32 protein-coding genes are annotated in these 26,895 nt (G+C 56.5%); 16 read left to right on the top strand and 16 right to left on the bottom strand.

From position 1 onward, the window contains the following. Window positions 1-154: 154 nt before the first annotated feature. The 7 genes from LDK53_RS01005 to LDK53_RS00975 form a co-directional block, all read right to left on the bottom strand. Entirely contained in the window at window positions 155-700 is a 546-nt protein-coding gene (locus LDK53_RS01005; RefSeq protein WP_225283342.1) for a cysteine hydrolase family protein, read from the bottom strand. Window positions 701-989: 289 nt separating this feature from the next. Beyond that, the gene (locus tag LDK53_RS01000; RefSeq protein ID WP_045284310.1) at window positions 990-1,589 is read right to left on the bottom strand and encodes an NAD(P)H-dependent oxidoreductase; all 600 of its coding nucleotides are present in this window, start codon (window positions 1,587-1,589) and stop codon (window positions 990-992) included. Between the two features lie 73 nt (window positions 1,590-1,662). Continuing rightward, window positions 1,663-2,256 carry a TetR/AcrR family transcriptional regulator gene (locus LDK53_RS00995; RefSeq protein ID WP_225283340.1) on the bottom strand — a complete coding sequence of 198 codons (594 nt, stop codon included), beginning with the start codon at window positions 2,254-2,256 and terminating at the stop codon, window positions 1,663-1,665. Window positions 2,257-2,290: 34 nt separating this feature from the next. After that, window positions 2,291-5,380, bottom strand: a complete 3,090-nt coding sequence (locus tag LDK53_RS00990) for an efflux RND transporter permease subunit (RefSeq protein ID WP_225283338.1) — start codon at window positions 5,378-5,380, stop codon at window positions 2,291-2,293. Continuing rightward, window positions 5,377-6,483: an efflux RND transporter periplasmic adaptor subunit gene (locus tag LDK53_RS00985; protein WP_225283336.1), complete on the bottom strand. Its 1,107-nt coding sequence runs from the start codon at window positions 6,481-6,483 to the stop codon at window positions 5,377-5,379. The genes LDK53_RS00990 and LDK53_RS00985 overlap by 4 nt, the downstream gene beginning before the upstream one ends. A 74-nt stretch (window positions 6,484-6,557) precedes the next feature. Further along, a complete protein-coding gene (locus LDK53_RS00980; RefSeq protein ID WP_047958511.1) occupies window positions 6,558-7,172 on the bottom strand; it encodes a TetR/AcrR family transcriptional regulator in 615 nt (204 codons plus the stop codon). 135 nt (window positions 7,173-7,307) lie between these two features. Beyond that, window positions 7,308-8,219, bottom strand: a complete 912-nt coding sequence (locus tag LDK53_RS00975) for a LysR family transcriptional regulator (RefSeq protein ID WP_225283333.1) — start codon at window positions 8,217-8,219, stop codon at window positions 7,308-7,310. Between the two features lie 99 nt (window positions 8,220-8,318). Between LDK53_RS00975 and LDK53_RS00970 the strand changes: the two genes are divergently transcribed. Together LDK53_RS00970 and LDK53_RS00965 are read left to right on the top strand one after the other, a co-directional pair. After that, on the top strand, window positions 8,319-9,425 hold the full coding sequence (locus LDK53_RS00970; protein WP_225283331.1) for an alkene reductase: 1,107 nt from the start codon (window positions 8,319-8,321) through the stop codon (window positions 9,423-9,425). Window positions 9,426-9,447: 22 nt separating this feature from the next. Then, a complete protein-coding gene (locus tag LDK53_RS00965) occupies window positions 9,448-9,987 on the top strand; it encodes an ester cyclase (RefSeq protein ID WP_225283318.1) in 540 nt (179 codons plus the stop codon). Between the two features lie 39 nt (window positions 9,988-10,026). Here LDK53_RS00965 and LDK53_RS00960 read toward each other — a convergent pair whose 3' ends face one another. After that, window positions 10,027-10,494 carry a DUF1348 family protein gene (locus LDK53_RS00960; protein WP_032645324.1) on the bottom strand — a complete coding sequence of 156 codons (468 nt, stop codon included), beginning with the start codon at window positions 10,492-10,494 and terminating at the stop codon, window positions 10,027-10,029. Window positions 10,495-10,597: 103 nt separating this feature from the next. On the opposite strand from LDK53_RS00960, the gene LDK53_RS00955 reads away from it, so the two are divergent. Then, a complete protein-coding gene (locus LDK53_RS00955; RefSeq protein ID WP_059385343.1) occupies window positions 10,598-11,200 on the top strand; it encodes a TetR/AcrR family transcriptional regulator in 603 nt (200 codons plus the stop codon). Here LDK53_RS00955 and LDK53_RS00950 read toward each other — a convergent pair. Continuing rightward, on the bottom strand, window positions 11,178-11,828 hold the full coding sequence (locus LDK53_RS00950) for a GntR family transcriptional regulator (protein ID WP_225283316.1): 651 nt from the start codon (window positions 11,826-11,828) through the stop codon (window positions 11,178-11,180). The two genes, LDK53_RS00955 and LDK53_RS00950, sit on opposite strands and share 23 nt — an antisense overlap. Before the next feature lie 120 nt (window positions 11,829-11,948). On the opposite strand from LDK53_RS00950, the gene LDK53_RS00945 reads away from it, so the two are divergent. The 3 genes from LDK53_RS00945 (at window position 11,949) to LDK53_RS00935 (ending at window position 14,433) form a co-directional block, all read left to right on the top strand. Beyond that, window positions 11,949-12,440: an OsmC family protein gene (locus LDK53_RS00945; protein ID WP_059385358.1), complete on the top strand. Its 492-nt coding sequence runs from the start codon at window positions 11,949-11,951 to the stop codon at window positions 12,438-12,440. 38 nt (window positions 12,441-12,478) lie between these two features. Then, entirely contained in the window at window positions 12,479-13,486 is a 1,008-nt protein-coding gene (locus LDK53_RS00940) for an AraC family transcriptional regulator (protein ID WP_225283314.1), read from the top strand. A 116-nt stretch (window positions 13,487-13,602) separates the two neighbouring features. Continuing rightward, window positions 13,603-14,433 carry an oxidoreductase gene (locus tag LDK53_RS00935; protein ID WP_059385345.1) on the top strand — a complete coding sequence of 277 codons (831 nt, stop codon included), beginning with the start codon at window positions 13,603-13,605 and terminating at the stop codon, window positions 14,431-14,433. A 69-nt stretch (window positions 14,434-14,502) separates the two neighbouring features. On the opposite strand, the gene LDK53_RS00930 is transcribed toward LDK53_RS00935, so the two are convergent. Further along, window positions 14,503-15,021, bottom strand: a complete 519-nt coding sequence (locus LDK53_RS00930) for a histidine phosphatase family protein (protein ID WP_225283403.1) — start codon at window positions 15,019-15,021, stop codon at window positions 14,503-14,505. Between the two features lie 239 nt (window positions 15,022-15,260). On the opposite strand from LDK53_RS00930, the gene LDK53_RS00925 reads away from it, so the two are divergent. Next, a complete protein-coding gene (locus tag LDK53_RS00925) occupies window positions 15,261-15,773 on the top strand; it encodes a GNAT family N-acetyltransferase (RefSeq protein ID WP_225283312.1) in 513 nt (170 codons plus the stop codon). Here LDK53_RS00925 and LDK53_RS00920 read toward each other — a convergent pair. Next, a complete protein-coding gene (locus LDK53_RS00920; RefSeq protein ID WP_225283310.1) occupies window positions 15,754-16,536 on the bottom strand; it encodes a hypothetical protein in 783 nt (260 codons plus the stop codon). The genes LDK53_RS00925 and LDK53_RS00920 overlap by 20 nt on opposite strands. A 1-nt stretch (window position 16,537) precedes the next feature. Then, a complete protein-coding gene (locus LDK53_RS00915) occupies window positions 16,538-16,735 on the bottom strand; it encodes a hypothetical protein (RefSeq protein ID WP_008502331.1) in 198 nt (65 codons plus the stop codon). A gap of 258 nt (window positions 16,736-16,993) precedes the next feature. On the opposite strand from LDK53_RS00915, the gene LDK53_RS00910 reads away from it, so the two are divergent. The 8 genes from LDK53_RS00910 to LDK53_RS00875 are packed head-to-tail and all read left to right on the top strand — an operon-like array spanning window position 16,994 to window position 22,868. After that, the gene (locus LDK53_RS00910; protein WP_225283308.1) at window positions 16,994-17,428 is read left to right on the top strand and encodes a nuclear transport factor 2 family protein; all 435 of its coding nucleotides are present in this window, start codon (window positions 16,994-16,996) and stop codon (window positions 17,426-17,428) included. Continuing rightward, entirely contained in the window at window positions 17,425-18,144 is a 720-nt protein-coding gene (locus tag LDK53_RS00905) for an SDR family NAD(P)-dependent oxidoreductase (protein ID WP_225283306.1), read from the top strand. The genes LDK53_RS00910 and LDK53_RS00905 overlap by 4 nt, the downstream gene beginning before the upstream one ends. Then, window positions 18,141-19,400: an NAD(P)/FAD-dependent oxidoreductase gene (locus LDK53_RS00900; protein WP_225283304.1), complete on the top strand. Its 1,260-nt coding sequence runs from the start codon at window positions 18,141-18,143 to the stop codon at window positions 19,398-19,400. Before LDK53_RS00905 ends, LDK53_RS00900 begins: the two co-directional genes overlap by 4 nt. A gap of 1 nt (window position 19,401) precedes the next feature. Next, window positions 19,402-20,124, top strand: a complete 723-nt coding sequence (locus LDK53_RS00895; RefSeq protein WP_225283294.1) for a DUF1365 domain-containing protein — start codon at window positions 19,402-19,404, stop codon at window positions 20,122-20,124. Then, the gene (locus LDK53_RS00890; RefSeq protein ID WP_025757924.1) at window positions 20,121-21,341 is read left to right on the top strand and encodes an SAM-dependent methyltransferase; all 1,221 of its coding nucleotides are present in this window, start codon (window positions 20,121-20,123) and stop codon (window positions 21,339-21,341) included. Before LDK53_RS00895 ends, LDK53_RS00890 begins: the two co-directional genes overlap by 4 nt. Beyond that, the gene (locus LDK53_RS00885; RefSeq protein WP_047958521.1) at window positions 21,338-21,823 is read left to right on the top strand and encodes a DUF2878 domain-containing protein; all 486 of its coding nucleotides are present in this window, start codon (window positions 21,338-21,340) and stop codon (window positions 21,821-21,823) included. Before LDK53_RS00890 ends, LDK53_RS00885 begins: the two co-directional genes overlap by 4 nt. Further along, window positions 21,820-22,344, top strand: coding sequence for a chalcone isomerase family protein (locus tag LDK53_RS00880; RefSeq protein WP_225283292.1), 525 nt, complete (start codon window positions 21,820-21,822; stop codon window positions 22,342-22,344). The genes LDK53_RS00885 and LDK53_RS00880 overlap by 4 nt, the downstream gene beginning before the upstream one ends. After that, window positions 22,341-22,868 carry a DUF3833 domain-containing protein gene (locus LDK53_RS00875; RefSeq protein WP_045284326.1) on the top strand — a complete coding sequence of 176 codons (528 nt, stop codon included), beginning with the start codon at window positions 22,341-22,343 and terminating at the stop codon, window positions 22,866-22,868. The genes LDK53_RS00880 and LDK53_RS00875 overlap by 4 nt, the downstream gene beginning before the upstream one ends. A 2-nt stretch (window positions 22,869-22,870) precedes the next feature. On the opposite strand, the gene LDK53_RS00870 is transcribed toward LDK53_RS00875, so the two are convergent. After that, window positions 22,871-23,329, bottom strand: a complete 459-nt coding sequence (locus LDK53_RS00870) for a DMT family transporter (RefSeq protein WP_095451358.1) — start codon at window positions 23,327-23,329, stop codon at window positions 22,871-22,873. Between the two features lie 3 nt (window positions 23,330-23,332). After that, window positions 23,333-23,767, bottom strand: coding sequence for a DMT family transporter (locus tag LDK53_RS00865; RefSeq protein WP_045284328.1), 435 nt, complete (start codon window positions 23,765-23,767; stop codon window positions 23,333-23,335). A gap of 93 nt (window positions 23,768-23,860) precedes the next feature. Between LDK53_RS00865 and LDK53_RS00860 the strand changes: the two genes are divergently transcribed. Beyond that, the gene (locus tag LDK53_RS00860; RefSeq protein ID WP_059385352.1) at window positions 23,861-24,793 is read left to right on the top strand and encodes a LysR family transcriptional regulator; all 933 of its coding nucleotides are present in this window, start codon (window positions 23,861-23,863) and stop codon (window positions 24,791-24,793) included. Window positions 24,794-24,798: 5 nt separating this feature from the next. Here the strand turns inward: LDK53_RS00860 and LDK53_RS00855 are convergent, their stop codons facing one another. Together LDK53_RS00855 and LDK53_RS00850 are read right to left on the bottom strand one after the other, a co-directional pair. Continuing rightward, complete coding sequence (locus LDK53_RS00855; RefSeq protein ID WP_021241377.1) at window positions 24,799-25,827, bottom strand: methionine synthase; 1,029 nt, start codon at window positions 25,825-25,827, stop codon at window positions 24,799-24,801. A gap of 23 nt (window positions 25,828-25,850) precedes the next feature. Further along, window positions 25,851-26,825 (bottom strand): DUF1852 domain-containing protein, encoded by a 975-nt coding sequence (locus LDK53_RS00850; RefSeq protein WP_095451356.1) that lies wholly within the window; start codon window positions 26,823-26,825, stop codon window positions 25,851-25,853. Window positions 26,826-26,895 lie beyond the last annotated feature (70 nt).

Below are 26,895 nucleotides of genomic sequence, written 5' to 3'. Positions count from 1 at the left end.
ATTTTCAGCCTCCAGGCCGATAATTCAGGCAGCGTTTTGTTTCACAAATGCCGTAGCCCACAGCCTGTTGCCGGGCCTGATTTTGCCCCATGGGCACCCGCAGAAAACGCGCCCGGCAAGGCGCGTCGGGCAAAATATCCCGGCTTCTGTCGGATTAACTCACCGAATTAAAATGCCAGTCTCCTGCCGTCGAAATCGTTACAAACGGACCTGCCAGCGTACTGTTGTGATGAGCAATGATGGTATTTGCGGATAAATGTTCATTATCCATTGTGGTATGCGCATCTGTAATTAACACCGTCCTGAAACCCAGTTCCGGGGCGGCCCGGCAGGTGGTATCAACACAAAACTCTGTTTTCATCCCGGCGATGACCAACTGCTTTACGCCCCTGCGCAGAAGTGCGGCCTGTAACCCGGTATCCCGGAAACAACTGGGATAGCGCTTGGTAAAAACGAAATCCTCCTCAGGCTTTACGTCCAGTTCGGGTAAAAGGGCCGTTAACGGGCTGTTCTCCGGGAACGGGGAATCGTCAGGTCCGATATGGCGGGCAAAGAAGAGGGGCACCTGAGCTTGCCGTGCTTTGGCAATTAATAAACGGATATTTGCCAGAATGATGTCACCGGACCAGGGGGTAACGGGGCCCCGGAAGAGACCCTGCTGCATATCGATAACCAGGAGTGCATTGTCAGAAGAATCCATTTTCTTTCTCCATTCAGAGGGTGATGAACGGAGAGAAATTTCCCCGTCCAGGCTGGCGGGGAATGAGGCTCTGTTAGTCGTTCGTCACAGATACGCTCACGCCGCCGGGAGACCGGTGGTGGTGAGAGTGGTTGTTGGCTGAACTGACTTAACCATGAAATGACCTTTGCTAATTCATTCCGCGACAGGCGGAAATATCACGTTTAGTTATAGCGTTGTATATCGCATCGGCTCAATACACCAACTTGAGTAGGTGCGCGGTCTGGTTCGCAAAGGCCATCTGTTGATACTAATCCGCAATATTGAGTCCTTGCAGAAAATCCTCAACCTGAGCAGGTGTTGCCGTATCGGCCTGGTAGAGAATATCGAGCGTGACGTTCTTCAACCCGCAGAAGCCAAATACACCTTCGATGATTTGCGTCTGAATCGCCGTCGAGTAGCCGTGTTTATCAAATCCGGTGAGATCGCTGCCGCCAGTGGCAATCAGGCGGACGGGAACATCCCGTAAGTTGCCCACAATCCGGCCGTCGTCGGCTACCTTATACGCCCAGTTCAGGGTTAATACGCGATCGAACCAGCCTTTCAACAGCGCGGGAACTGACCACCAGTACACCGGGAAGACAAACACCAGCATATCCGCTCGCTCAACGCGTTGCTGCTCGCGCAGAATATCGTCGGGGAGGGCGCCGGGTTCGCCATGATAAAAATCCAGATCGGCGCGCGACATGGCCGGATTAAAACCTTCGGCATGCAGGTCAGCCCTTTCAACCTGCATACCTTGTTCGCGAAGCTGTCCGGCAATGCGATCGGCCAGCGAATGAGACAGCGAGTTTTCGACAGGGTGAGCCGTCACGATCAGCGCATTTTTGATGACATCTTTAGCAGACATAGCAACCTCAGCAGGGAGTGAATTGCTTTCTATATTACTATTGGTAACTTGTCTGTCAATCTGCCTGCTACGATCATTTTGTGCTTTTCGCGTAGGTCTCCAGCACGCCGGACATGGCGCCGCTGAGCATATCTTCCGCAACATTTCGGGCGAGCGCACCGCTCCCTGCGGCGGCGCTGAGCGCGTCCGCAGCACCCAAAATGGCCGTCAGCACCGCTTCCCCCTGGACACCTTTGAGCACGACAAAAGGAGAAAGTGCGGTGCGCAGGCAGTCGGCACACTCTGCCACGCACGCTTCCCGGAAGGTCTGAAGCGCGTGGGACCCGGACAGCGCCGCGGCGATGGGGCCGGTTTCGGGCCCCGCGGTTATGGCGCAATCGATATAGGCGGCGCTGAAAAAGCGGATCGTCTTTTCCAGCGTTTTGCTGTCTACCGCCAGTGTTTCACGGAATTTTTTCAACTGCCGATCGCTGTAATCCTGGTACAGCGGCATCAACAGCCCTTCGCGATCGCCAAAGTGGTCGTAGGGGATCGGCTTTGTCACGTTGGCCCGTTCCGCCAGGTAACCCAGCGTCAGTGCCTCCGTGCCTTGCTGGCGGACAATGCCACGCGCCACCTCCAGCAGCTGCACGCGGCGATCCTCTTTTCTTAAGCGCTTAACAACCATGTTTTCCTCGGGTCAGTTAATTACTGAGGGTAGTTTACACGTTTTCAGCAGGGAGCTGCACGCCTTGTTCCGCAGGGCGGATCCGGAACCAGATTGCATACATCGCTGGCAGGAAGACGAGCGTAATGATGGTTCCCCCCAACGTTCCGCCGATCAGCGTCCAGGCCAGTGTTCCCCAGAACACCGAATGCGTCAGGGGAATGAACGCCAGCACGGCAGCCATCGCGGTCAGTAATACCGGGCGCGCGCGCTGGACCGTCGCCTCAACCACCGCCTGGAACGGATCGAGGCCCGCCTTCTGGTTATGGTCGATTTGCCCGATCAGAATCAGGGTATTGCGCATAAGAATGCCTGACAGGGCGATCAGGCCCACCAGGGCGTTGATGCCAAACGGCTGATTAAACATCAGCAGGGTGGGGACCACGCCAATCAACCCCAGCGGCGCGGTAAGAAACACCATTACCATCGCCGAGAGCGAACGCACCTGCAAAATGATGATCAGCAGCGTCAGGGCAATCATGATCGGGAACAGCGGGAGCATGGCCTGTGTGGCTTTACCTGATTCCTCAATCGACCCCGCCATGTCGATGCGGTACCCGGCTGGCAGCGCATCAACAATCGGCTGGAGATGCTTCATGATGGCAACCGACACATCCGGTGGCTGAAGCGTGTCGGCGATATCGCCCCGCACGGTAATGGTCGGTGTGCGATCGCGACGGCGCAGGATCGGATCTTCCATGCCGATCTCAATCTTGCCGATTTGGGACAGCGGAACACGCTGTCCCGCATTGCCGACCAGGGTGAACCCCTCAATTTTTGCCGGATCAAGGCGGATATCTCCCGCGGCGCGGCCCATCACCTCTACCGAACGGATATCTTCCCGTACGGCGGTAACAGGCACACCAGACAACAGAAACTGGAGCTGGCGGGCGACGTCACTGGACGTTAACCCCGTCGCCTGAAGGCGGTTCTGGTCGAGGGTGAAATGTAATACAGGCACGCGCGAGCCCCAGTCACTGTTGACGGTGCGCATCATCGGGCTTGCCTCCAGCACGGCTTCCACCTTATCAGCGATGCCACGCACGGTTGCGACATCCGGCCCTGAAACGCGCCAGGCTACCGGGAAGGGCGAGTACGGGCCAAACACCAGCTGCGTTACCCGCACGCGGGCTTCCGGCGCAAGGCCGCTGGCGACCGCCTGCCGAAGCCTGAACTTGAGCGCCTCGCGTGAGGTCTCGCTGTCTGTGAGGATCACGACTTTGGCAAAAGACGGATCGGGCAGCTCGGGGGCCATCGCCAGATAAAAACGGGGTGAACCCTGTCCAATATAGGCGGTAACGATTTTGGCTTCCGGCTGTTTGCTCAGCCAGGCTTCAATTTTTGCGGTGGCGGCGCTGGTCTGCGCAATCGAGGTACCGTAGGGCATCTGGACTTCTACCAGCACTTCCGGGCGATCGGAGGTCGGGAAAAATTGTTTTTTTACCAGCCCCATACCGAGCACGGCGAGGATAAAAATGGCGACGACCGAGCCGGCCACCCGCCATTTTCTGGCGATAACGCGGCCAAGCAGCAGGCGAAAACGGTTATAGCGAGGCGTGTTATAGATGGCGGCATGGCCACCTTCCACGACCGGAATGTTTGGCAGGATCTTCACGCCCAGATACGGCGTGAACACCACGGCGACAAACCAGGAGGCAATCAGGGCGAGGCCGACAATCCAGAACATGTTGCTGGTGTATTCCCCGGCGGTCGACTGGGCAAAGCCGTTCGGCATAAAGCCAATGGCCGTCACCAGCGTACCCGCCAGCATGGGCGCGGCGGTGTGGCTCCAGGCGTAGGCGGAGGCTTTGATTCTGTCGTAACCTTCCTCCATCTTCACCACCATCATTTCGATGGCGATAATGGCGTCATCAACCAGCAGGCCAAGCGCGAGGATCAGAGAGCCCAGCGTGACGCGGTCAAAGTTTATTCCTGCGGCCTCCATTACCACAAAGACCACCGCCAGCGTGAGCGGGACCGCCGCTGCCACCACCACGCCCACGCGCCAGCCCATGCTGACAAAACAGACCACCATCACTACCAGCAGGGCGACGAAGAATTTGATCATAAACTCGTCGACCGACGAGCGGATATTCACGGACTGATCGGTGACTTTGGTCAGGGTCATGCCGAGCGGCAGGCCCTCATTAATTTTCGCCGCTTCTGCATCCAGCGCTTTACCCAGTGCCAGACCGTTCCAGCCTTCACGCATCACAATGCCCAGCAGAAGGGCGGGCTCATGCTGATTACGGATCAGCATCGTCGGGGGATCTTCGTAGCCCCGTTCAACCGTGGCCACATCGGACAGCTTGAGGGTCTTGCCCTGAGCCACAAAGGGGGTATCGCGGATCTTTTGCAGTTCGTCGAAAGCACCGTCGAGGCGAATAAAAATCTGTGCGCCCCGGGTCTCAATGGAACCAGCAGCGGCCAGGGCGTTCTGGCTGTTGAGCGCAGTGAAGATATCCTGGGTAGAGAGCCCCATAGTTGCAAGACGGTCATGCGAGAAGGAGATGTAAATCCGCTCCGCCTGTTCACCGATAATGTTCACCTTCTTCACGCCCGGGACGTGCAGAAGCTGCTGGCGCAGGCCTTCGGCATCACGTACCAGCTGCCGCTGCGGTTCGCCTTTCGCTTTCAGGGCAAAGAGGGCAAAGGTGACATCTGAAAATTCGTCATTGATCATCGGCCCGATGACGCCGGACGGGAGACGCCGGGTTTCATCTCCCAGTTTCTTCCGCGCCTGGTAGAACTCGTCCTGCACCTCAGCGGGCGGCGTTTTGTCCTGCAATGACAACGTGATAAAGGCCATGCCGGGGCGGGTATAGGTTTCCGTGCGGTCATACCATTTGAGTTCCTGCAGGCGCTTTTCCAGCGGTTCGGCGACCTGATCCTGGATTTCCTGCGCGGTCGCACCCGGCCAGACGGTAATCACCGTCATCTGCTTCACCGTGAAGGGTGGATCTTCTGCGCGTCCAAGGCCAAAAAAGGCGTATATACCGGCAATTGTTACGAGAACGATCAGAAACAGCGTGACTGAACGCTCGCGAACGGCGAGCGCTGACAGGTTGAAGCGGTTTTCGCTCATGGCGTGGTCTCCGCGAGGCCGGCATGACGTTGTTCGGCCAGCCTGACGGTCTCACCTTCATGCAGAAGATGGGCACCCAGCGCAACAATCTTCTCCCCGGGCTTCACGCCTCCCGTGACCTGCGCGGCATCGTCCCCCACGCTCTGCACCGTAACGGGCGTCCAGGCGACTTTTGCTGACCGATCGGAAATGCGCCAGACGCCGGGGCCGTTGCCTGCATCGTAGAGGGAGGCCAGCGGAACCTGCATCACCTGGTCCTGCTGGCGCACGGCGAGCTGGAGCGTGACGGTTGCCCCCAGCGGTGCGTTTGCCAGAGCGCCTTCCAGAACATAGCGTGCTTCATAGGTGCGGGTGGTGGCGTCGGCGGAATCAGACAGCAGGCGCAGTGTTGCGCTGACCGGGTGTGTTTCATTTCCATACAGCGTGGCCTGCGCGGCGCTGCCAACGGCAGGACGCAGGGTCTCCGGGAACTGTACAAGCGCTTCGCGCTGTCCCGCTCTGGCAAGCCGGATCACCACCTGACCGGCGCTGACCACCTGACCCGGTTCGGCGAGGGTCTCCATCACCACGCCGTCGGCATCCGCCAGCAGTACGGCATAGCCCGTGGCGTTTTGCGCCACGCTGGCCTGCGCCCGGGCAGCGCTGAGCTCCGCTCTGGCCGTATCCGCAGCGGCTTTGATCTGGTCATACTCCGCGGCGGACACGGCGCCAGAGGCCACAAGGCCGCGATAGCGCGCCTCATCGCTGGACGCTTTCCGGGCGCGTGCCTGGGCGGCGTCCACCGCGCGCTGCTGTGCCTGGGCCTGTAATTTCAGATCCACCGGGTCAAGGCGCAGCAACGGCTGACCCTGTTTAACGGTCTGCCCGGTATCCACCAGACGTTCGAGGATTTTTCCCTGCACCCTGAAACCCAAATCGCTTTGCGTTCTGGCGACCACCACGCCCGTGAAGGCGCGGGCTGTGTCGCTGGCAAGTGCGACAGAGGCGGATCTGACAAGCGGCGGCTGAGTGCGCGGATCGTCACTCGAAGACGTATCGCCGCATGCCACCAGGGCGAACGGCAGGAGACAAACGGCAACGCGGGCTGAAGTGAGCCTGAGCATGGGAAACCTTTTAGACGTAACAGAACGGTATCCGCATTCTCTGACTAGTGACCAATATTGTCAATGGTCACAAATCAGGGGGCCAGGCTTCGTAAAATCAGTGAAGAGAGCAGCACTGCCGCAGTTGGGGCCGTTTCGAGGTTGTACTGCAGCTGTACCGGATTGATGTAAGGACACATCACCATGTGGATGGCCTGGGTGACCTCGTCCAGCGGCGTTTTTCTCTCGAACTCACCGGCCTGCCTGCCTTCGATGATGATGCTCTCAATCAGCTTCATCAGGCTTTCTGCATACCGTTCCGTTGAGGGCCACTGTTCGCGTGCGGCGACGGCGGCAATGTCGTAAAGCTTACGATCGTGGAAGAACAGCTCGCTGCCTGCTTCAGTTAGCGCTTTGAAAAGACGGCGCAGTTTTTCGCTGGCTGAGGGCGCGTCCTCGATGGCGGAAAGCACGGCCGCCATGATAAGTTCCAGGCGGTTAGCGCAGATCACTTCACCAATTGCCTGTTTGGACTCAAAAAATTTATAAATGTAGGACTTAGAAAAACCGATAGATTTGGCCAGCTCGGCCACGGTGGTTTTTTCATAGCCGTAGTGGCCGAAGTGCTCAAAAGCCGCTTCGACGATTTGCTCTCTGACAGTGTGGTCAAGTGGACCACGTGATGATGGGGTAGGCATATTTTTAGTCATTATTTAAGCTTAGCGTGACAGGTTACGATTAACAACGAGTGACCATTTTGAATTTTGGTTACCTGTGTTTTCGTACCAGGTCATTCAGACGGGACGATGACCCGGTGAGGGGTAGTGTATCACCGTTTTTTGGGGTTATTGTTTTTTAAGCCAGTCGAGAAAAAACTGACTGAACGCCGTGACCTGAAGCGGCTGCAGGGTGCGCTGCGGGTAGACAAACTGCAGCCCGACGTCTTTGCGGTCGTATCGGCTAAAGCCGGTGAAGCTGTCGGCAAACAGCACCGTGAGTCTTCCTGTCTCAACGTCGTCTTTGACGTCCCACCACGATTTCCCCGCGATGCCCGCCCCGCTGAGGGCCCACTGACGAAGCAGCGCGCCGTCGTCGCACACCATGGCAGGCTCTACGCGTACAATGCTTTCTTCGCCATTGGTTTCAAAGCGCCATTCGTTCATCACCACACCCTGAGACTCAAGTGCCAGGCACCGATGCTGAGCCAAATCTGCAAACGTGGCGGGGATGCCGCGTTCGTTAAGATACTCCCCGGAGGCGACCAGTACCCGATGGTTCGGGCGGATGTTTCTGACGACAAGGCTGCTGTCCGGGAGGTTGCCGAAGCGCACGCTCATATCGAGCCGGTTAGCGACCAGGTCCTCAACGTGCTCTCTTAACGAGATGAAAAATTTCACGTCGGGATGGTGGCGGGAAAACTCAACCACGGCGGGGCTAAGGTACTGCCTGCCAAAGTCAGAGGGGGCAGAAAGGCGAATATTACCGCTGAGCACGCCTTCTTTTTGCGTCAGTAACGACTCGGCATGGTGAACCTCTTCCAGCACGCGCAGCGCGGCATGGTAAAACTCTTCCCCGGCACGGGTCAGCGTGATGGACCGCGTTGAGCGGTGAAACAGGCGGGTCTGGTAGCGCTCCTCAATCGCCTTCAGCCTGGCCGTCATGGTGGCAGGGGAAAGCGACAGGCGTCGTCCGGCGGCAGAAAGACCGCCAGCCTCGGCCACTTCAACCAGTAATGCCATGTCTTCGAGTTTGCCCATTATTCATATTTTCCGAAAAGTGCATCTGCTTTTAGCGTAATTATCAAAACAAGATGCCGTCTGTAAAGTGATTTCATCCAAACCATAAGGGATGAAAACATGCAACGTACCTCACTTTTTGAACGCTACAGGCTGGGGCAGCAAGACCTGAAAAACCGTATCGTCATGGCGCCGATGACCCGCGCACGCTCCCTTCAACCGGGCAATATTCCCTCCACGCTGATGGCAGAGTATTACCGGCAGCGGGCCAGCGCCGGATTAATCATCACCGAAGCCACGCAGATCTCGCCTCAGGGCCAGGGATACTCATGGACACCCGGCATCCATTCGCCGGAGCAGGTTTCAGGATGGCAGCTCACGACGGGTGCCGTGCATCAGGCGGGCGGGGTTATTTTCTCTCAGCTCTGGCACGTGGGGCGAATGTCGCACGCCCGTTTTCATCAGGATGGTCAGCCCGTTGCGCCGTCAGCACTGGCGCCGGACGCGCAGGTGTGGGTGGTGAATGAACAGGGGGAAGGCCAGATGGTTGACTGCCCGCAGCCGAGAACGCTCTCGCGCAAGGACATTCACAGCATCGTCGCGGACTATCGTCAGGCGGCACTGAATGCCGTTCAGGCCGGGTTTGATGGCGTGGAGATCCACGGCGGAAATGGCTATCTGATCGACCAGTTTCTGCGTCAGACATCCAATAAACGCACGGATGAGTACGGCGGCACGCTGGCGAACCGGATCCGCTTTGCTCAGGAGGTGTTAAGCGCCATTGCTGAGGCCATTGGCCGCGAGCGTACGGGCATTCGCCTTTCCCCGTTTATTACCCAGCGCGGGATGAACGATCCGCAGGTGACGGAAGCCATACTCGCGCTCGCGGCCTGGTGTGAGCAAAAAGGTATTGCTTTCATCCACCTGGCGGAAGCCGACTGGGACGATGCGCCGCAGGTACCTGAACAGTTCCGTCGATCCCTTCGCGAGACGTTTAGCGGAACCCTTATCGTTGCGGGTAACTATGACCTTGAAAAAGCGGAAAAGATCCTTGCTGCCGGCTATGCCGATTTGATTGCCTTCGGACGGCCGTTTATTGCCAATCCGGATTTACCCCACCGGCTGGCGCACCAACTGCCTCTGGCCCAGGTGCGAGACCCCGCCACGCTGTTTGGCGGCGCCGGGAGGGGATATACCGATTACCCACAATACAGGGTTAGCGAGTAACGTAAAAATGGTGAGAAAGAAGATGAACGCTTTGAAAACTTTTCGTCCCGCCCTCGCGGCGCTTATTTTTGTTGGACTGTCGGGCGGCGCGTATTCGGCGCAGTCAGAATGGGTGAAACCACAGCAGCTTATTGTGGATAAGAGCCTGTCCCGGACGCAATTAACAGCGAATGAAGCCGTTGCCAGAGAATATGCCACGTTCTGGAACACCGGAGAAGAATCTCTGGCGCGTGATGCCCTGGCAGTGAATTTTATTGATAAAACGCCGCCGGAAGGTCGTAAGCAGGGGCCGGAGGGCGCTATTTTAGCCTCGCGTGCGTTTCGCACGGCCGTGCCGGATTTACGCTGTGAGGTTGAGCAGATGATTATTTCCGGCAATCGCGTGGTCTCGCATTTACATTTTCACGGCACATTCACCGGGACATTTGGCAAGCTGAAGGGAAAGGGGCAGAAAATAGATTTTATCGCCACGGATATCTATGAGATCGCTGACGGCAAGATTGCGGCTAACTGGCATATTGAGGACAACCTGACGCTGATGAAACAGCTGGGCGCACTGTAAATTCACCACTCCGGGGCGGCCCGGAGTGATGCGAAAATCCTATAAGCCAAGATCGCTCAGCGAAGGGTGATCGTCCGGGCGTCTGCCCAGCGGCCAGTGGAACAGCCGCTCGGATTCTTTTATCGGCATATCGTTTACGCAGGCAAAGCGGCGCTTCATCAACCCGTCCGGCTCAAACTCCCAATTTTCATTGCCATACGAGCGGAACCAGTTGCCGGAATCATCGTGCCATTCATAGGCATAGCGCACCGCGATCCGGTTATCCGTAAATGCCCAGAGCTCTTTAATCAGACGATAGTCCAGCTCTTTTTTCCATTTCCGCTCCAGAAACGCCCGGGCTTCTTCACGGTTAGTGGCGAACTCCGCGCGGTTGCGCCATTGGGTATCCAGCGTATAGGCCAGCGCGACTTTCGCCGGGTCGCGGCTGTTCCAGCCATCTTCTGCCAGTCTGACTTTTTCGATGGCGCTTTCACGCGTGAAGGGCGGTAAAGGAGGACGTGTGTTCATGGCGATTACCTCAGTGTTATATGATGTAGACAGGTCTGTCTACATGCGGTAATCTATGCCTGTAAAATAACGCTGTCAACATCCGTTTTGAGGCTACCCAAAAGTGAAAACAGAATCCGCAGGCAACGATACCAAAATCAGCGTCAGAGATAAGATATTACTTACGGCGCACGATCTGTTTTATTCCACAGGCTTCAGGGCGACGGGCGTGGATACGCTGATTAAAGCATCGAAGGTGACCAAGGTGACGTTTTATCGCCATTTTCCGAGTAAAAGTTTACTTATTCTCGCCTATTTGCACTATCGGCACGAAATATGGATTGGCTGGTTTGAATCTACGCTGCGCCGACATCTTGATGAAGGTGAAATACCTTCTGATGCGATATCGGCAACGCTTTGCGAATGGTTTATTTCGCCTGATTTCCACGGCTGCGCATTTATTAATGCCAGCGCCGAGGCAAAATCGGAAGATATTGAAAGCGAAATAAAAGCGATATGCCGCGATCATAAAATCGAAACAAAGAATATTATTGCGTCGCTGACGAAGATCGCGGATGAGCGCGTCGTCAATGAAATCATGCTGCTCATTGACGGTGCCATTATTCATGCGCAAATGGGCATGGAGAAGGATGATGTCATCACTCCGTTGAAGCGGGCATTAGCCGGGTTAACGGGATTTCCCCTTAACCCTCGTCGCGACGGCTGATAAACGTTTTTAGCATTTCTCCGGCACTAAGAATATGTCGCACGACTTCAACTCGTGCATTCCCGGCATCCCGTTCCCTGCAGGCTGTAAGGATACCTGCATGGTCATCCTGAAAAACCGGTGTTGCGGAAAGGAGCTTTCGCTGAAGGTATTCATACCGTTCTATCTGATTGCGGGTATCATTAATCAGCCTCAGCAGGCGTTGGTTTTTGCACCCACTGTAGACAAGATTGTGGAACTCCCGGTTAAGTGTGCCCTGCATGTCAAATTCAGTCGTTCTGGCGAGAAGCGTATGCGTCAGTTCGGCCCTCGCCAGCGTATCGGAACTCAGGTTTTTCACGCTTTGAAAGACGGCTTCCCCTTCCAGTAAGGCACGCAGGGAGTAGATCTCATCCAGATCATCTGCAGAAAGCGTTCTGACAACAGCGCCGCGGTTCCTGAAAATTTCCACCAGCCCATCGCGTTCAAGCTGCCTGATTGCTTCTCTCATTGGGATTCGGCTGACAGAAAAATGACTGGCAAGATCCCTTTCAACAAGCCTCTCTCCATCACGCAGACGACCGCTGTTTATCATCTTTCTTAATTCACTGGCGAGCACGTCCGGGGTCGAAAGGGCGTTAAGTTGCATACTGTTTCTCCTGAAAAGATGGAATAATGGTATACCATCTGATAGCTTACGTCGAGACAGGTGATTGCGAACAAACATCGCCAGCAAAAACCATCGGATATCATTATCGGGAGCATCAAGATGAGCCATCGTGAGCATCATTATCAGGTTAAGGTCGAGTGGAAAGGGAACAAAGGCCGTGGGACGGAATCCTATAAAGCCTACGATCGTCTTTATGACATCACGGCGGGTGATAAATCTCCGATTTCAGGTTCATCAGACCCTGCATTTCTGGGGGATGCATCATGCTGGAATCCTGAAGATCTTCTTGTCGCGTCAGCCTCTGCCTGTCACAAATTATGGTATTTGCATCTTTGCGCGGAAGCGGGGATAAGCGTTTATACCTATATTGACCGGGCGGAAGGAACGATGCGCGAAGGAGAAAAGGGGTGTTTCACCTCTCTTGTCCTGAAGCCTCAAATCACGCTTCGCCCAGGGGATGATATCGATCGCGCTGTGGCACTTCATCACCGCGCGCATGAGCTTTGCTTTATTGCTAACTCACTGAATTTCCCGGTGACCTGCCAGCCAACCATACTGCATAGCGCCCGTTCATCTGTCGATGAACAATAACGCTAAGCGTTGCATAACCTTCAACCGGGAATGAGCAAATGGCTTCTAACCGTACTTTCGCTCTCGATATAAGCTGGAAAACGCTGCTGAAAGACGCGGGGCTTGAGCCAGAACGCATTCTCCGCAGGGCAGGATTACCTGACGATCTCTTTTTGCAAAAAGCGCGCGGACTCGATACAAATGAATACATTCGCTTCTGGAACGCGCTGGAGGCTGAAACGAACGATCCTGCCTTTCCCGTCCCGCTCATTGAGTTGATCTCTGCGGATGTGTTTGACCCGCCCCTTTTTGCCGCACTGTGTAGCAGCAATATGATGCAGGCTGTCCAGCGCCTGGCCAGATATAAACAGCTTATTGCTCCCATGGTTCTGGAGACAACGGTCGACCAAAACGGCAACCTTACCGTCTCACCGCGTTGGCTTTTTGCGACAACTATTCCGCCGTTTCTCCAGGTGGCAGAGCTGGGCTTCCTGCTCAAGCTTCTGCGTCTGGGAACTCGCGAACCGGTTAACCCCTTACGGATCTGCGTTTCTGCGCTACCGTCATCGGTTCAGAACAGCCACTTTTCGCGTTTCTTTGGTGCTGACGTGCAATACGGAGAACAGCCCGCCATCAGCTTTTCCGCAGCCGATGCGCTTCGACCCTTTTTAACGGTCAATGAGGGGATGTGGCAGGTGTTTGAACCGGAACTGCAGCGTCGTCTCGGTCAGTTAAATGAACGGGCTTCAACCGCCGATCGTGTACGAGCGGTACTCCTGGAGCTTATTCCCGGTAACGAAGCGACTATTGAAAAAGCGGCGGAGCGTCTGGGAATGAGCAAACGCACGCTGCAGCGCCGGCTTGAGCAGGAAGGGGAAAACTTTCGCAACCTTGTCAACGCGTGTCGTGAACACCTGGCCCGTCATTATCTTCGCAATACGCGTCTTTCCGGGTATGAGATCGCGTTTTTGCTGGGTTTCGAAGATCCTAACTCATTCTATCGCGCATTTATGACCTGGACGGGCCAGACTCCTGAAGCGGCCAGGACAGCCATGCGTCTTGAGTAAACACGTGCGTATGTATCGCTCTGATGGCGCAGTTTGCGAGTCACATGGCGCGATACGCTAGTTAACATGAGGTCGAAGGAGAGCAAACTAGCCACAGTCTACTCACCGAGGTATCTATGTTTACTCAGGACAAAAAAACTGCGCTGGTCACCGGTGCATCGTCAGGTATGGGCAAAGCCATCGCCCGTCGTCTCATTCAGGATGGCTATCAGGTTTACGCTGCTGCCCGTAGCGTTGAGAAAATGCACGATCTCGCCCAGCTTGGCGCATACCCTCTGCGGATGGATATCTCACGTGATGAAGACATTTTGGCTGCAGTGAATACCATCATGTCGCAGACAGGTGGGGTTGACGTACTGGTCAACAACGCGGGTTTTGGGCTCTATGGACCGGTAGAAGAGATCGGTATTGATGAAGCTCGCTATCAGTTTGAGGTTAACGTGTTTGGTGCGGCCCGCCTTACGCAACTGCTGATCCCGGCCATGCGTGCCAGACGCAGCGGTTACATTATTAATATCACCTCTATGGGGGGTAAGATTTACACCCTTCTGGGAGCCTGGTATCACGCAACGAAACATGCGCTTGAGGGATGGTCTGACTGTCTGCGTCTTGAAGTGGCTGAATTTGGCATTAAGGTTGTGATTGTTGAACCGGGTTTAATCGAGACAGGCTTTGGTGATGTGGTCAGCGGCAATATAGTTAAACGTTCAGCAAATGGCCCTTACGCTCGCCTCGTGGAGAAGGTGGCTAAATCGGTCAAAAATGCATACGGGAATGGCAGAGGCAGCGACCCGAAGGTGATTGCGGACGTGGTTGCCCGCGCCGTTAAAAGCCCTCATCCGCGTACACGCTATGCAGCCGGCAAGTATGCAAAGATGCTCATCCGCATGCGTCTCTGGCTGGGAGACCGTCTGTTCGATCGCGTTATCCTTGGCCAGACGCTATGACCCAGGCACCGAGGATGAAAAAATCCTCGGTGTCAGTATGTGCTCTTACGCAAGGCTGTAAACCCCCGCTCACCAGTAACCGGTACCCGGGGAAGTCTGTTCTTTCCAGCCTGATGCGATCAGTTCCTTCGCAATCAACCGATTGATCATTCCGTGCCCCATGAGCAAGACGGGGCCGTCAGAGTCCTTCGCGACATTCACCAGGATTTCTGCCGCCTTAACGGCACGTTTTTTTGCGACGCTTACGCACTCTGCCTCGCCAGACAGGCCGCAGAGCCAAAGAACGCGAAACAGCGCTGCCCAGTAAAAAGGCGATAGCCGTAACCCCGGAATACGGAACACCGGCAGTTCTGCTTCCCGAAAAACCTCATCAATTAAACCCGGTTCACACCCCAGCGTTTTCAACGATGAAAGGGCTCGCGGGAGAGGGCTGCTGAGAAACGTGAGCGCACGGTACGCCTGAATTTGAGCCCTTTCAGGCGGCCTGTCGCTGCCCGTCGAAGAGAGGTTATAGCTGTCGATCCATTCGGTCATTTCCCTGTACGAGACCCTTGGCGCCCCCCTGTAATGGGGTTCTCCATGACGCATCAAAATAATTTCCATACGTTCTAATCGCTAGTCCTGGTCATCCATTCAACACAGGCAGACTAGCGCGATCTGGTGAGGGTTTTCACCCACCCGTTTTGGTGTGTCGGGCGAGATCCATAACACGCGGGCTGTACTTAACGTCGTTCACCACAATAATATATGCGGCAAGAATGTAACTGTTTTTGTCTTTCTCGTTTCGCACGGCATCACACCTAAAGCGGTTAGTAAGGATACCTTCCATGTCTCTTCGAATTCGACAGGCCACCGGGGCCGATTCAACGCTGTTAAGCGAGCTGGGATATCGCATCTATCCCGCCCATTTTCAGCATCTGTGGGTGTCAGAGGCAGAGATGAAGGATTTTCTGCACGGAGAGTACGCGCGTTCTGTAGTTGAACAGAGCCTGAAAGATAACGCGGTTTCCTGGTATGTTGCAGAGACCGATCGGCCAGTGGGATTCATGAAAGTGACCTGGGAAGCCATGCTTCCAGAAACGGACAAGAAGGGTGTTCTCCTCAATAAGCTCTACCTTGATCCCGCCGCAACCGGCAAGAACTATGGTCAGGTGATGTTCAACAACATCACAGACATGGCCCGGAGCAGGGGGAAAGACTATCTCTGGCTGGAGGTGCTTGAGCAGAACGCGGGAGCGTACCGGTTCTACCAGAAGCAGGGCATGCTCTGCGTTAGGAGCGTCCTTTTCGAAACCGCCTCACAGCAGAGCATACTCAGGATTATGGGGATGCCTCTTTAGAAAGCGTGTCATGCTGTGCCAGCGACAGCGCACTGGCGCTGGCGGGATCGAACAGCGAGATGCTCTCAATCTGATTGAGTAAAATCACTTTGCGAAATGACATGGCGCTGCGGGGTTCCGAGTCGAGCATGATGTCATGCTCCGCATACCACCTGCTGTAATTATTCTCGATGCGAAAGTTCATCGTCTTCGCGTCCCGGTACCCGCTCAACATCGGGATCAGCACGATGTTGGCCGTTTTTTCATATTCCAGCGTCGCGGTGTGGATCATCCCCACGTATATCCGCCTCGACCGCAGCGTGACCTGCGCCAGCTCGCCTTGCTCCATACACTGATAGAGCAATTGTTCGATCCCACTCCCCTGCGCCAGCCGTTTGTAGAGCTTTTTTCGGCTCTCGCCGTCCAGCCTGGCGCTGCCTGCCCAGTTAGAGCGGTAGAGGCAAAACAGGATGGCAAACGCCAGCATCACCACCACCGGCGCCTGAATGCCTAAAAAGCTCCAGTTCATAAAGTCGATTTGCCAGTCGGTGTATTTCGGTGAGGCAAAGTGAAAAGCGTTGTTGGCGGCGGAAAGGGCGAGCAGCAGCAGCCAGAGCAGCCCCGTGGCAATCACGCCCTGCAGAACGAAAATAGAGCCATACAGCGCAACCAGAAAATAGACATCCCAGCCAAAGGAACGCTTGATTTTAAAGCGGGTCGACAGGTCGCGGCTGGTGTACCAGTACCCGCAGACCATCAGCACCATAAATATCGCCGTTCCCATATCAGGCCCTCTTCAGCGCGTTGACGTGACGCAGAAAATCCTGCCGTACCTCGTTGCTTTTGTAGTTCACCGAGGCGTTGCCGTCCTGGTCGATGATGATGCGATCGCCATCTTCGACAGCTTCAATAATTTCCTGCTGACTCATGACCTGAAGTAAGGATTCGGGGCTGGAGAAAAGTGAGAGAAAGAAGCGTTTCATGTCAGGCATCCTTATGAATTAAAAAGAATAAGCCTGGAAGATGGCCGGTGAGTTTGCCTTAAGGATTTCCTGAAAGTGAAAGCCGGGTGGCGGCTACGTCTCACCCGTCTTACAAAACCCTCAATTGAATGAAGGTGCATCTCATTGAAAGTATTAGAAAATAAAAAATAAATTTGCACAAACTTGGACAAATAACGTTAATTGTGTAAGTTTTAATTATGCGATTACGCCACGTTGTTTACAGCCAGGATGTGACCCATGAGCACTTTGCCCTCTGTCGTGAGTCGGTTTGTTGAGTACTACGCCGCACTGGATACCCAGCCGCCCTCGGCGCTGGTGAGGCTTTATCACTCAAATGCGACGCTTATCGATCCCTTTGGCGAGCATGACGGGCTTTTGGCGCTTCAGCGCTACTTCACCCATCTGCTGGCCAACGTTGAGCATTGCCGTTTTACCATCGATGACCCACTGTGCGGCGAAAACCGATTTGTGGTCACCTGGGTGATGCACTGGTCGCACCCGCGCATTGCCGGAGGAGAGCCGCTCGAACTGCCGGGGTGCTCAGTGGTGGAGACGGAAAACGATCTCATCACGCGCCAGCGGGATTACTACGATGCGGGAGAGATGATCTACGAACATCTTCCTCTGCTGGGCTGGGCGGTTCGCGGCGTCAAGCGCAGGGTGAAATCATGAAGACGGTGCTGATTACCGGCGCCAGCTCGGGCATAGGGGCCGGGCTGGCGAAATCCTTTGCCGCTGATGGCTACCATGTGATTGCCTGCGGACGCGATCCGGCGCGCCTGGAAGCCCTGCATCAGACCTGCCCCAATCTCACCGTTCGCCTGTTCGATATGACAGACAGGGACGCCTGTCGCCAGGCCCTCACCGGTAGCTATGCCGATCTGGTTATTCTTTGCGCCGGTACCTGCGAATACCTCGATCGGGGCGTGGTGGATGCGGCGCTGGTGGAGCGGGTGATGGCAACCAATTTCCTTGGCCCGGTGAACTGCCTTGAGGCACTTCAGCCGCAGTTGGTTGCCGGTAACCGCGTGGTGCTGGTGAGTTCGATGGCCCACTGGCTGCCTTTTCCCCGCGCAGAGGCCTACGGCGCGTCCAAAGCGGCGCTGAGCTGGTTTGCCGAGAGTTTGCGCCTGGACTGGGAGCCAAAAGGGATTGCCGTCACGGTTGTCTCTCCGGGCTTTGTCGATACGCCCCTGACGCAAAAAAACGATTTTGCCATGCCGGGCAGGGTGACCGTCGACGAGGCGGTCAAGGCGATCCGTATCGGACTGGCGGCTGGGAAAATGCATATTGCATTTCCGTCCGGGTTTGGCTTCATTTTGCGGCTGCTCTCCGGGCTGCCTGCGTTTCTTCAGCGCGCGCTGCTGCGCAGGATGGTGCGTTCATGAACATTGCGATTATCGGCAGCGGCATTGCCGGGCTGACCTGCGCCTGGCGGCTGGCCGGGCACCATCAGGTTACCCTGTTTGAAGCAGGCGCCACGCCGGGCGGCCATACCGCAACGGTTGACGTGGCAACGCCACAGGGCACATACGCGATCGATACCGGGTTTATCGTCTATAACGATCGCACCTATCCGCGTTTTATGGGCCTGCTCAGCGAGCTGGGCATCAGCGGGCAAAAAACGCAGATGAGCTTCTCGGTACACAATCCTGCGACCGGGCTTGAGTACAACGGCCATACCCTGACCTCGCTGTTTGCCCAGCGTCGAAACCTGGTAAATCCGAGATTCTGGCGGCTGCTGGGCGAGATCGTTCGCTTTAACCGTCTGGCGAAAGCGGCGCTGGACGGGGAGGTGGACCCGAACGCCACGCTGCAGACGTTTCTGGACCAGCACGCTTTCACGGCGTTTTTTGCGCGCCACTATATTCTGCCGATGGGGGCCGCCATTTGGTCATCGTCGCTGCAGGAGATGAAGCGTTTCCCGCTGCCGCTCTTTTTACGCTTCTTTAACCACCACGGCCTGCTGGATATCACCCATCGGCCGCAGTGGTACGTCGTCCCGGGGGGCTCGCGGGAGTATATCCGCGCCATGCTGGAAAAACGGGGTGACCGTCTGACGCTGCACCTGAACGCGCCGGTGCAGCGCGTGAGCCGCCATGAGCGCGGGGTCACTCTCCAGCTTGAAAACGGTAGCCATACCTTCGACCAGGTGATATTTGCCTGCCACTCTGCCCAGGCGCTGGCCATGCTTGCCGACCCGACGCAGGCGGAGCGCGAGGTGCTGGGTGATATCGGCTGGCAGCGCAATGAGGTCGTTTTACACAGCGACCCGCGCTGGCTGCCGGTGCGCAAGCGCGCGTGGGCCAGCTGGAACTACCGTCTCAGCGAGCAGGAGCAGGCCAGCGCCTGCGTCACCTACAACATGAACATCCTGCAGGGGCTGCCTGCGGGCAGCCCGCTGTTCTGCGTCACCCTCAACCCGGAAAGGCCTGTGGACGAACGTTTCGTCTGGCAGCGTTTTGTGTATGAACATCCGCTGTTTAACCCGCAAAGCTGGCGGGCGCAGGCGCGCCGCCCAGAGATCAACGGTCAGCGGCGAAGCTGGTTCTGCGGGGCTTACTGGTACAACGGTTTTCATGAAGACGGCGTGCGCAGCGCGCTGGACGTGGTCAATGCGATAGCGGCCGGAGAGGGGAACTGAGATGAACAGCTGCCTTTATCACGGCGTGTTACGCCACCGCCGCCTTCAGCCGAAAACGCATGAATTTCGCTACACCGTGTTTATGGCCTGGCTGGATCTGGATGAGCTGCCGCTGCTCGCGTCCGTTGGCGTGCGGCGCAATCGCTTTGCCGCCGCCTCGTTCCATGACGCCGACTATCCGCTCGGCACGCCGCTTAAAGAGAACGTGCTGAGCAGGCTGGAGAGCCTGACCGGAGAACGTCCTGACGGGCGGGTTATGCTCCTGACCCAGCTGCGTTACTTCGGGTTTCATTTTAATCCGGTCAACTTTTACTACTGCTATGACGGCAAGGGGACGCTGCGCTGGGTACTGGCGGAGGTCCGTAATACGCCGTGGAATGAACGCCATTACTATGCCGTTAACGGACAGGATGCACAGCCTACGGAAAAGGCGTTTCACGTTTCTCCGTTCAACCCGATGGACATGATCTACCACTGGCGCTTCAACACCCCGGACAACACGCTGCATATGCACATTGAAAATCATCAGGATACAAAGGTGTTTGACGCCACCCTGGTGCTGCGTCGGGAGCCGCTGACCCGCCCGGCGCTGCGCGCACTGCTGCTGCGCATCCCGCTCATGACCCTGAAAACCGTATTCGCCATTTACTGGCAGGCGCTGAGGCTGTGGCTCAAGCGCGTGCCGCTGTATAACCATCCCGTCAGCAGGAGTGAACGCTCATGACCGATCCCGTCTTTGCGCTTGAACCCGATATCCCGCGCAACGTCCGCATCGCGCGCTGGCTGCTTTTCAGGCTGTTAAGCGGCATCCGCGGCGGCTCGCTCACCCTGCGTGAAGGGGCGCAGAGTTTCCATTTCGGCGAAACATCCTCCGCGCTGCATGCCGACGTGCAGATCCTGACGCCCGGGGTCTACTGGCGTGTCTTAACGGGCGGGAGCCTTGCCGCAGCAGAAGCCTGGATGGACGGCGAATGGGAAACCGCGCAGCTTACGCCGCTTCTGCAAATCCTGGCTCTCAACGGCGAGGTTCTTGGCCGTCTGGAGAAAGGCTTTCGCCTGCTCGGCAGGCCGCTTGAGCGGCTACGCCACTGGACGCGGCGTAACTCCCGTGCCCAGGCGCGGGAAAATATCGCCGCCCATTACGATCTGGGCAACACCTTTTACAGCCATTTTCTGGATAAGGAGCTGCTTTACTCCAGCGCGCTGTTTACCGCGGATGAGCAGGATCTTACCGCGGCACAGCAGGCCAAAATGGCGCGCCTGTGTGAACAGCTGGCGCTGAGTCCGGGGGATCACCTGCTTGAAATAGGCACCGGCTGGGGGGCAATGGCGGAATACGCCGCCCGGCATTATGGCTGTCGGGTGACCACCACCACGCTTTCGCAGGAGCAATACGTCTGGGCGACCGAGCGGATTGCCCGTGCGGGGCTGCAGGATCGTGTTGAGGTGCTGCTCTGCGACTATCGCGACCTGACCGGGGAGTATGACAAGCTGGTCTCAATAGAGATGATTGAGGCCGTCGGGCAGCGCTATCTGCCCACGTTCTTCCGCACCTGTCAGGCGCGGCTGCGGCCGGGAGGACGGATGGCGATTCAGGCCATCACCATTCAGGATCAGCGCTATCGCGACTACAGCAAAAGCGTCGATTTTATCCAGCGCTACATTTTCCCCGGCGGCTTCCTGCCGAGCATTACCGCGATGAATGAGCTGATGACGCGCCACACCGACTTTGTGGTGCGCAACCTCTTCGACATGGGGCCGGACTACGCCCGCACGCTGGCCCACTGGCGGCAGCGTTTTGTCCATGCCTGGCAGGAGATTGAAAAGCTCGGCTTTGATGACCGGTTCCGCCGGATGTGGCTGTATTACTTTGGCTACTGCGAAGCCGGGTTTAACGCCCGCACCATCAGCGTGGTGCAGCTCACCGCCGAGCGCGTATGAGACGTTACCTTCAGGTTTTCCTGCTGGCCGTCGCGTTCGATCTTTACTGGGCGCTGGTGGTGCTCTTTCGCGAACAGGGCCTGATTCTGTGGCTCGCGCTGGCGATCCTGGCGTGTCTGCTATTGCCGTCGGTATACCGTCCTTACGCCATTGGGCTGGCGGCGGCGGGCAGTTTGCTGGACGCGCTCTGGGCCCTGACCGGGCTCATTGACTTCGCGGGCGAGTCGCTGATGCCGCTATGGATGGTGGCATTGTGGCTGATGTTCGCCACCGTCTGGACGCAGCTGACGCGCACCACCACGTTGCCCGGCTGGCTGCTGACGCTGCTTGCCGCCGTGGGAGGGCCGGTGGCCTATCTGTTCGGCGAGCGGCTGGGCGCCATCACGTTTCTGGAGCCGACCGTTATCGTCGTCGGCTGGATGGTGCCGGGGTGGCTGGTGTTGATGCTGTTTTACCACCTGCTGATGGGGAGACAAAAATGAGAACTGCGGTACTGCTGCTTTGGCTCACGCTCGTCGCGCCCGCGGCCCTGGCGGCTGACTGGCTGGCCTGGCGTAAGGTAGGCGACGCCACGCTCACCTGGGGACCCTTCACCGTCTATACCTCCCAGCTGCGCACCCCGGACGGGCGTTACGGTCAGGAGAATGCCCGTCAGGCGCTGATTATTACTTATGCGCGCGATATCGATCGCGAGGCGCTGGTTGAGGCGACCCGCGACCAGTGGCAGGCGCAGGGGATCCTGGCAGAGGAGCCGCAAAGCGACGCCTGGCTGCGGATGCTCCAGTCGCTGTGGCCGAATGTTCGCGCGGGCTCGCAGCTGGCGTTTGTTGTTAACGATAAGCAGGGTCAGTTCTGGTACCGCAACCCCGCCACCCAAAAGACCTTTACTCCACTGGGACCGCGTCAGTCAGAAGCCTTCAGCACCCGCTTTCTGGCCATCTGGCTGGGTCCCCGCACGCAATATCCTGAGCTGCGTCAGCAGTTAATCGGAGGCCAAAAATGAAACGTTTCCTGACCCTGGCGCTGGCATTGACGATGCTGCTGGCAGGCTGTAGTACCGAGGTGGCCGAGTATCGCCAGCAGCAGCCGCGGCTGGATATCTTCCAGTACTTTCAGGGCAAAACCGAAGCGTGGGGGATGGTGCAGGATCGCAGCGGTAAACAGATCCGCCGCTTTCACGTGGAGATTGCCGGGGATGTTATCGGCGATACGCTGACCCTCAATGAACACTTTGTTTATGACGACGGTGAGAAGCAGCAGCGGGTATGGCATATCCGGCGCGTGGGGAACGATCGTTACGAGGGCACGGCGGGGGACATTGATGGTGTCGCCACGGGGCAGGCAGCGGGCAACGCCTTTAACTGGCATTACAGCATGAATGTAAAAGCCAACGGGAGCACCTGGCGACTGACGTTTGACGACTGGATGTACCTGCAGGACGAGACCCATCTGTTTAATAAAACGGAGATGAAAAAATTTGGCGTCACCGTCGCCACGGTGACGCTGTTCTTTACCCGTAAGACATGAGTCTAGTCGCGGGCGCGGTGGATTTTGCTGCCCGAGTAGATGAACCAGAGCGCAATACCCAGGCAAACTACCGCCCCGAGACGACTTGTTGAAAACGGAATGGCAGAATTACCCAGCCAGCCAAAGTGATCAATCAGCATGCTCATCGCGAGCTGGCCGAAGATCACCGCCACCGTGGCGACGGCGGTGCCGATCCGCTGCACGGCCAGCACCATTATCACGATATAGGGCACGCCGAACATCGCGCCGAGGAGCTGCCATTTTGGCACGTCCAGCAGCGTAATGGCCTGCTTAGGCTCAACGAAGAAAATCAGCAGGGCGGTCACCAGCGCGCCGACGGAAAAGGTCAGAAACGCACTTTTAAATACGCCCACGCTGCTGCCGAGCTGTCCGTTGATTGCAGCCTGGATGCTCAGCGTCGCGCCGCCGCAGACGGCCAGAAGGATCATAATCAGTGTCATACGTTACCCCTGTGCGACCAGAACCAGTGCCGCAATGATGAAACCCAGCGCGATAATGCGTTTCGCGTTTATTCTCCTGTGCGGTGTCCCCAGCAGACCATAGTGGTCAATGATCAGGCTTTTAAAGACCTGACCGGCCAGAATGCCGATCATGGTCATGGCGATGCCGATGGCGGGTGTCGCAACGGTCAGAATGACCACATACACAGGGCCAAGCACGCCGCCGAGCAACTGCCAGCCGGGCTGAGCAAAAAACGACGGGCTGTTGCGCGGGCTAAAAAACAGCATCAGCAGAAACGTTAGCGCGGCACCGACGCCAAAAATGCTGAACGTCGCCCATAAATCCCCAACTTCACTGCCCAGCGGACCGAGCAACCCCGCCTCAACGGACAGGCCCATCCCGCCGGCAATCACCAGTAAAATCAAAACAAACTGCATATCTTTCCTCCGTTTCAGGGGAAGAAGATTACGTCGCAAGCTTAGTGAGAAAAATGCCATAATGCAGCAAACACCTTTGCAAGGTATGCATTAATGGTCGACGCCAGTAACATCAATATCCGCGCGCTGCTGATCTTTATTGACGTGTATGAAGCGCAGAACTTCTCCGTCGTCGCGCGCAGGCAGGGGATCTCGGCCTCGCAGATATCCCGCGTGATCCATCAGCTTGAAGATGCGCTGGGGCAGCAGCTTTTCTATCGCAATACGCGGGCCGTTATCCCCACGGAAAGCGGCCATCTTTTTATTCGCTATGCCCGTTCGATGGCGGAAAACCTGGAAGAGGCGCGACGGGAGCTGGACGCCCGCGCGGTGGAGCCGTCTGGCGTAATCCGTATTAACGGACCGGTATTTTTCGGCCAGAAGCACATTGCACCGGGGCTTCCCGGTCTGGCGGAACGCTACCCCCGACTCAGCGTAGAGCTGACGCTGACCGATGATTTTATCGACCCGCACCGGGATGCTGCCGACGTGATCTTCCGCATTGGCGTGCTGACCGACTCCTCTTTTCGCGCCCGGGTGTTCGGTCAGCAGGTGTATCACCTGGCCGCATCGCCAGAGTACCTGCGTAAACACGGTGCGCCGGACGGTCCCGACGAACTGACCCGGCATCACTGTCTTGTTTATCGCGGATCGTCGGGGCCTAACCGCTGGCTGTTTCGCAGGCCGGGCGAGGCGTGGATGCACTATCCCGTTACGCCACTGATGACCTCGAATAATGCGGAAGCGTTACTGGCGGCGGCGCTGGGCGGAATGGGGATTGTGTTGTTTCCGGACTGGCTGCTGAGCGAGCCCCTCCAGCGCGGCGAGCTGATCCCGCTTCTGCCCGCGCTGGAGTGCGCCATTAATACGGAACAACAGGCTATCGCGGCGATTTATCCTGATGCCCGACATCCGCCCCTGAACGTCAGGGCGGTGATTGATTATTACGTCGAGCGTTTTGGTTCGCCGCCGTACTGGCAAGCGTAAGGGGATTACGCGCCGAGCTCCTGGCGGATAATCTCTGCGCCGGCGCTGAGCGCTTTCAGCTTCCCGTTAGCAACCTGGCGGGAGAGAGGGGCCATGCCGCAGTTGGTGGAAGGGTAAAGCTTGTCGGCATCAACGAACTGCAGCGCTTTACGCAGCGTATCGGCCACTTCCTCCGGCGTTTCAACCGTGTTGGTTGCCACATCAATCGCGCCCACCATCACTTTTTTACCGCGGATCAGCTCCAGCAGATCCATCGGCACGCGAGAGTTGTGGCACTCCAGGGAGATGATGTCGATGTTAGAGGTCTGCAGCTTCGGGAAGGCCTCTTCGTACTGTCGCCATTCTGAACCCAGCGTCTTTTTCCAGTCGGTATTGGCTTTGATGCCGTAGCCGTAGCAGATGTGTACCGCGGTTTCGCATTTCAGCCCTTCGATGGCGCGTTCCAGCGCGGCGATGCCCCAGTCGTTGACCTCGTCAAAGAAGACGTTAAACGCCGGTTCGTCAAACTGGATGATATCGACACCTGCGGCCTCTAACTCTCTCGCCTCCTGGTTAAGGATTTTGGCGAATTCCCAGGCCAGCTTTTCACGGCTTTTGTAGTGCGCGTCATAAAGAGTGTCGATCATGGTCATCGGCCCCGGCAGGGCCCATTTGATCGGCTTATCCGTGAGCTGGCGTAAGTATTTGGCATCGTCCACGAAGACCGGTTTCTGCCTGGCGACGGCAGAGACTACGGTCGGCACGCTGGCATCATAGCGGTTACGAATGCGCACCGTCTGGCGGTTCTCAAAATCAACGCCGCTCAGGTGTTCAATAAAGGTGGTGACGAAGTGCTGGCGGGTCTGTTCCCCGTCGCTAACGATATCAATTCCCGCGCGGATCTGCTCATCCAGCGATAAGCGCAGCGCATCCTGTTTACCCGCCAGTAATTCCTGATCCTGTAATTTCCACGGTGACCAGAGCGTTTCAGGTTGCGCAAGCCAGGTCGGCTTAGGCAGGCTGCCAGCGGTGGACGTCGGGAGCAATGTTTTCATAATAAAAGACCTTTTTGGATGAATTAAAGCGTGTAGTTATCAGACCACTGCTCAAGAATATGTTTGTAAGGCTTAATAAAGTATTCTTCGGTAAACCGACCCTGTTCAATGGCCAGGCGGCTTCGCTCTTCACGGTCATACACAATTTTGGTTAATGAGTGATCCTGCTGGTTCAGATCGGGTCGATAGCACAGGCCCGCCGCCGAGTTGGCGTTATAGATCTCCGGGCGATAAATTTTCTGGAATGTTTCCATCGTGCTGATGGTGGCGATCAGTTCCAGATCGGTGTAATCATTCAGCAAATCTCCGGTAAAGAAGAATGCGAAAGGCGCCACGCTGTTTTCCGGCATGAAATAGCGCACGTTCAGACCCATCTTCGCGAAGTACTGTTCCGTTAAGGATTCGCCCTCCGGCAGATACTCAATGCCCAGAATGGGGTGCTGGTTGCCCGTGCGGCGATAGGTATCCTTGCTGGAGACGCTCAGGCAGATCACCGGTGCTTTTCTGAAGTTCTCTTTGTATTCAGGTGAATTCACAAAGTGGCGGAAAATATTGCCGTGCAGTTCGCCAAACTTTTCCGGAATAGTGAAGTGTTGCTGGTTCTTGTTGTGTTCCAGCAGCAGGACGCTGAAATCATAATCCCGCACGTAAGACGAGAAGTTATTGCCGACAATCCCTGGAGTACGCAGGTTGAGTTTTTTGTCGATAATATACGTTTGCAATATCTCAATGGCCGGGAACGGTTTTTCCGCGCCGATATTCAGGTCGACAGAGATGATTTCCAGTTCCACCGCGTAGCGATCGGCGTTGGGGTTATCCCAGCGCGCCAGAGCGTTGAAGCGGTTGTTGATCATCACCAGCGTATTGCGCAGGTTTTCCTGACGCTTTTCCCCGCGCGCCAGGTTGGCAAAGTTGGTGGTGGTACGCGTGTTTTCTGACGGGTTGTAATTCTCATCGAAGCAACTGCGCTTAAGGGTATATGTGAAAGCTTTGCTCATTGTGGTTATGCATCCTAAGTTCATGTTGCCAAGAAGTTATCGATGCATAATTTATGCCTGAGCCCGCGGC

It is taken from the genome of Enterobacter sp. K16B, assembly GCF_020216105.1.
GTDB lineage: Bacteria > Pseudomonadota > Gammaproteobacteria > Enterobacterales > Enterobacteriaceae > Enterobacter > Enterobacter sichuanensis.
This window is presented reverse-complemented; position numbering and strand designations above follow the sequence as displayed.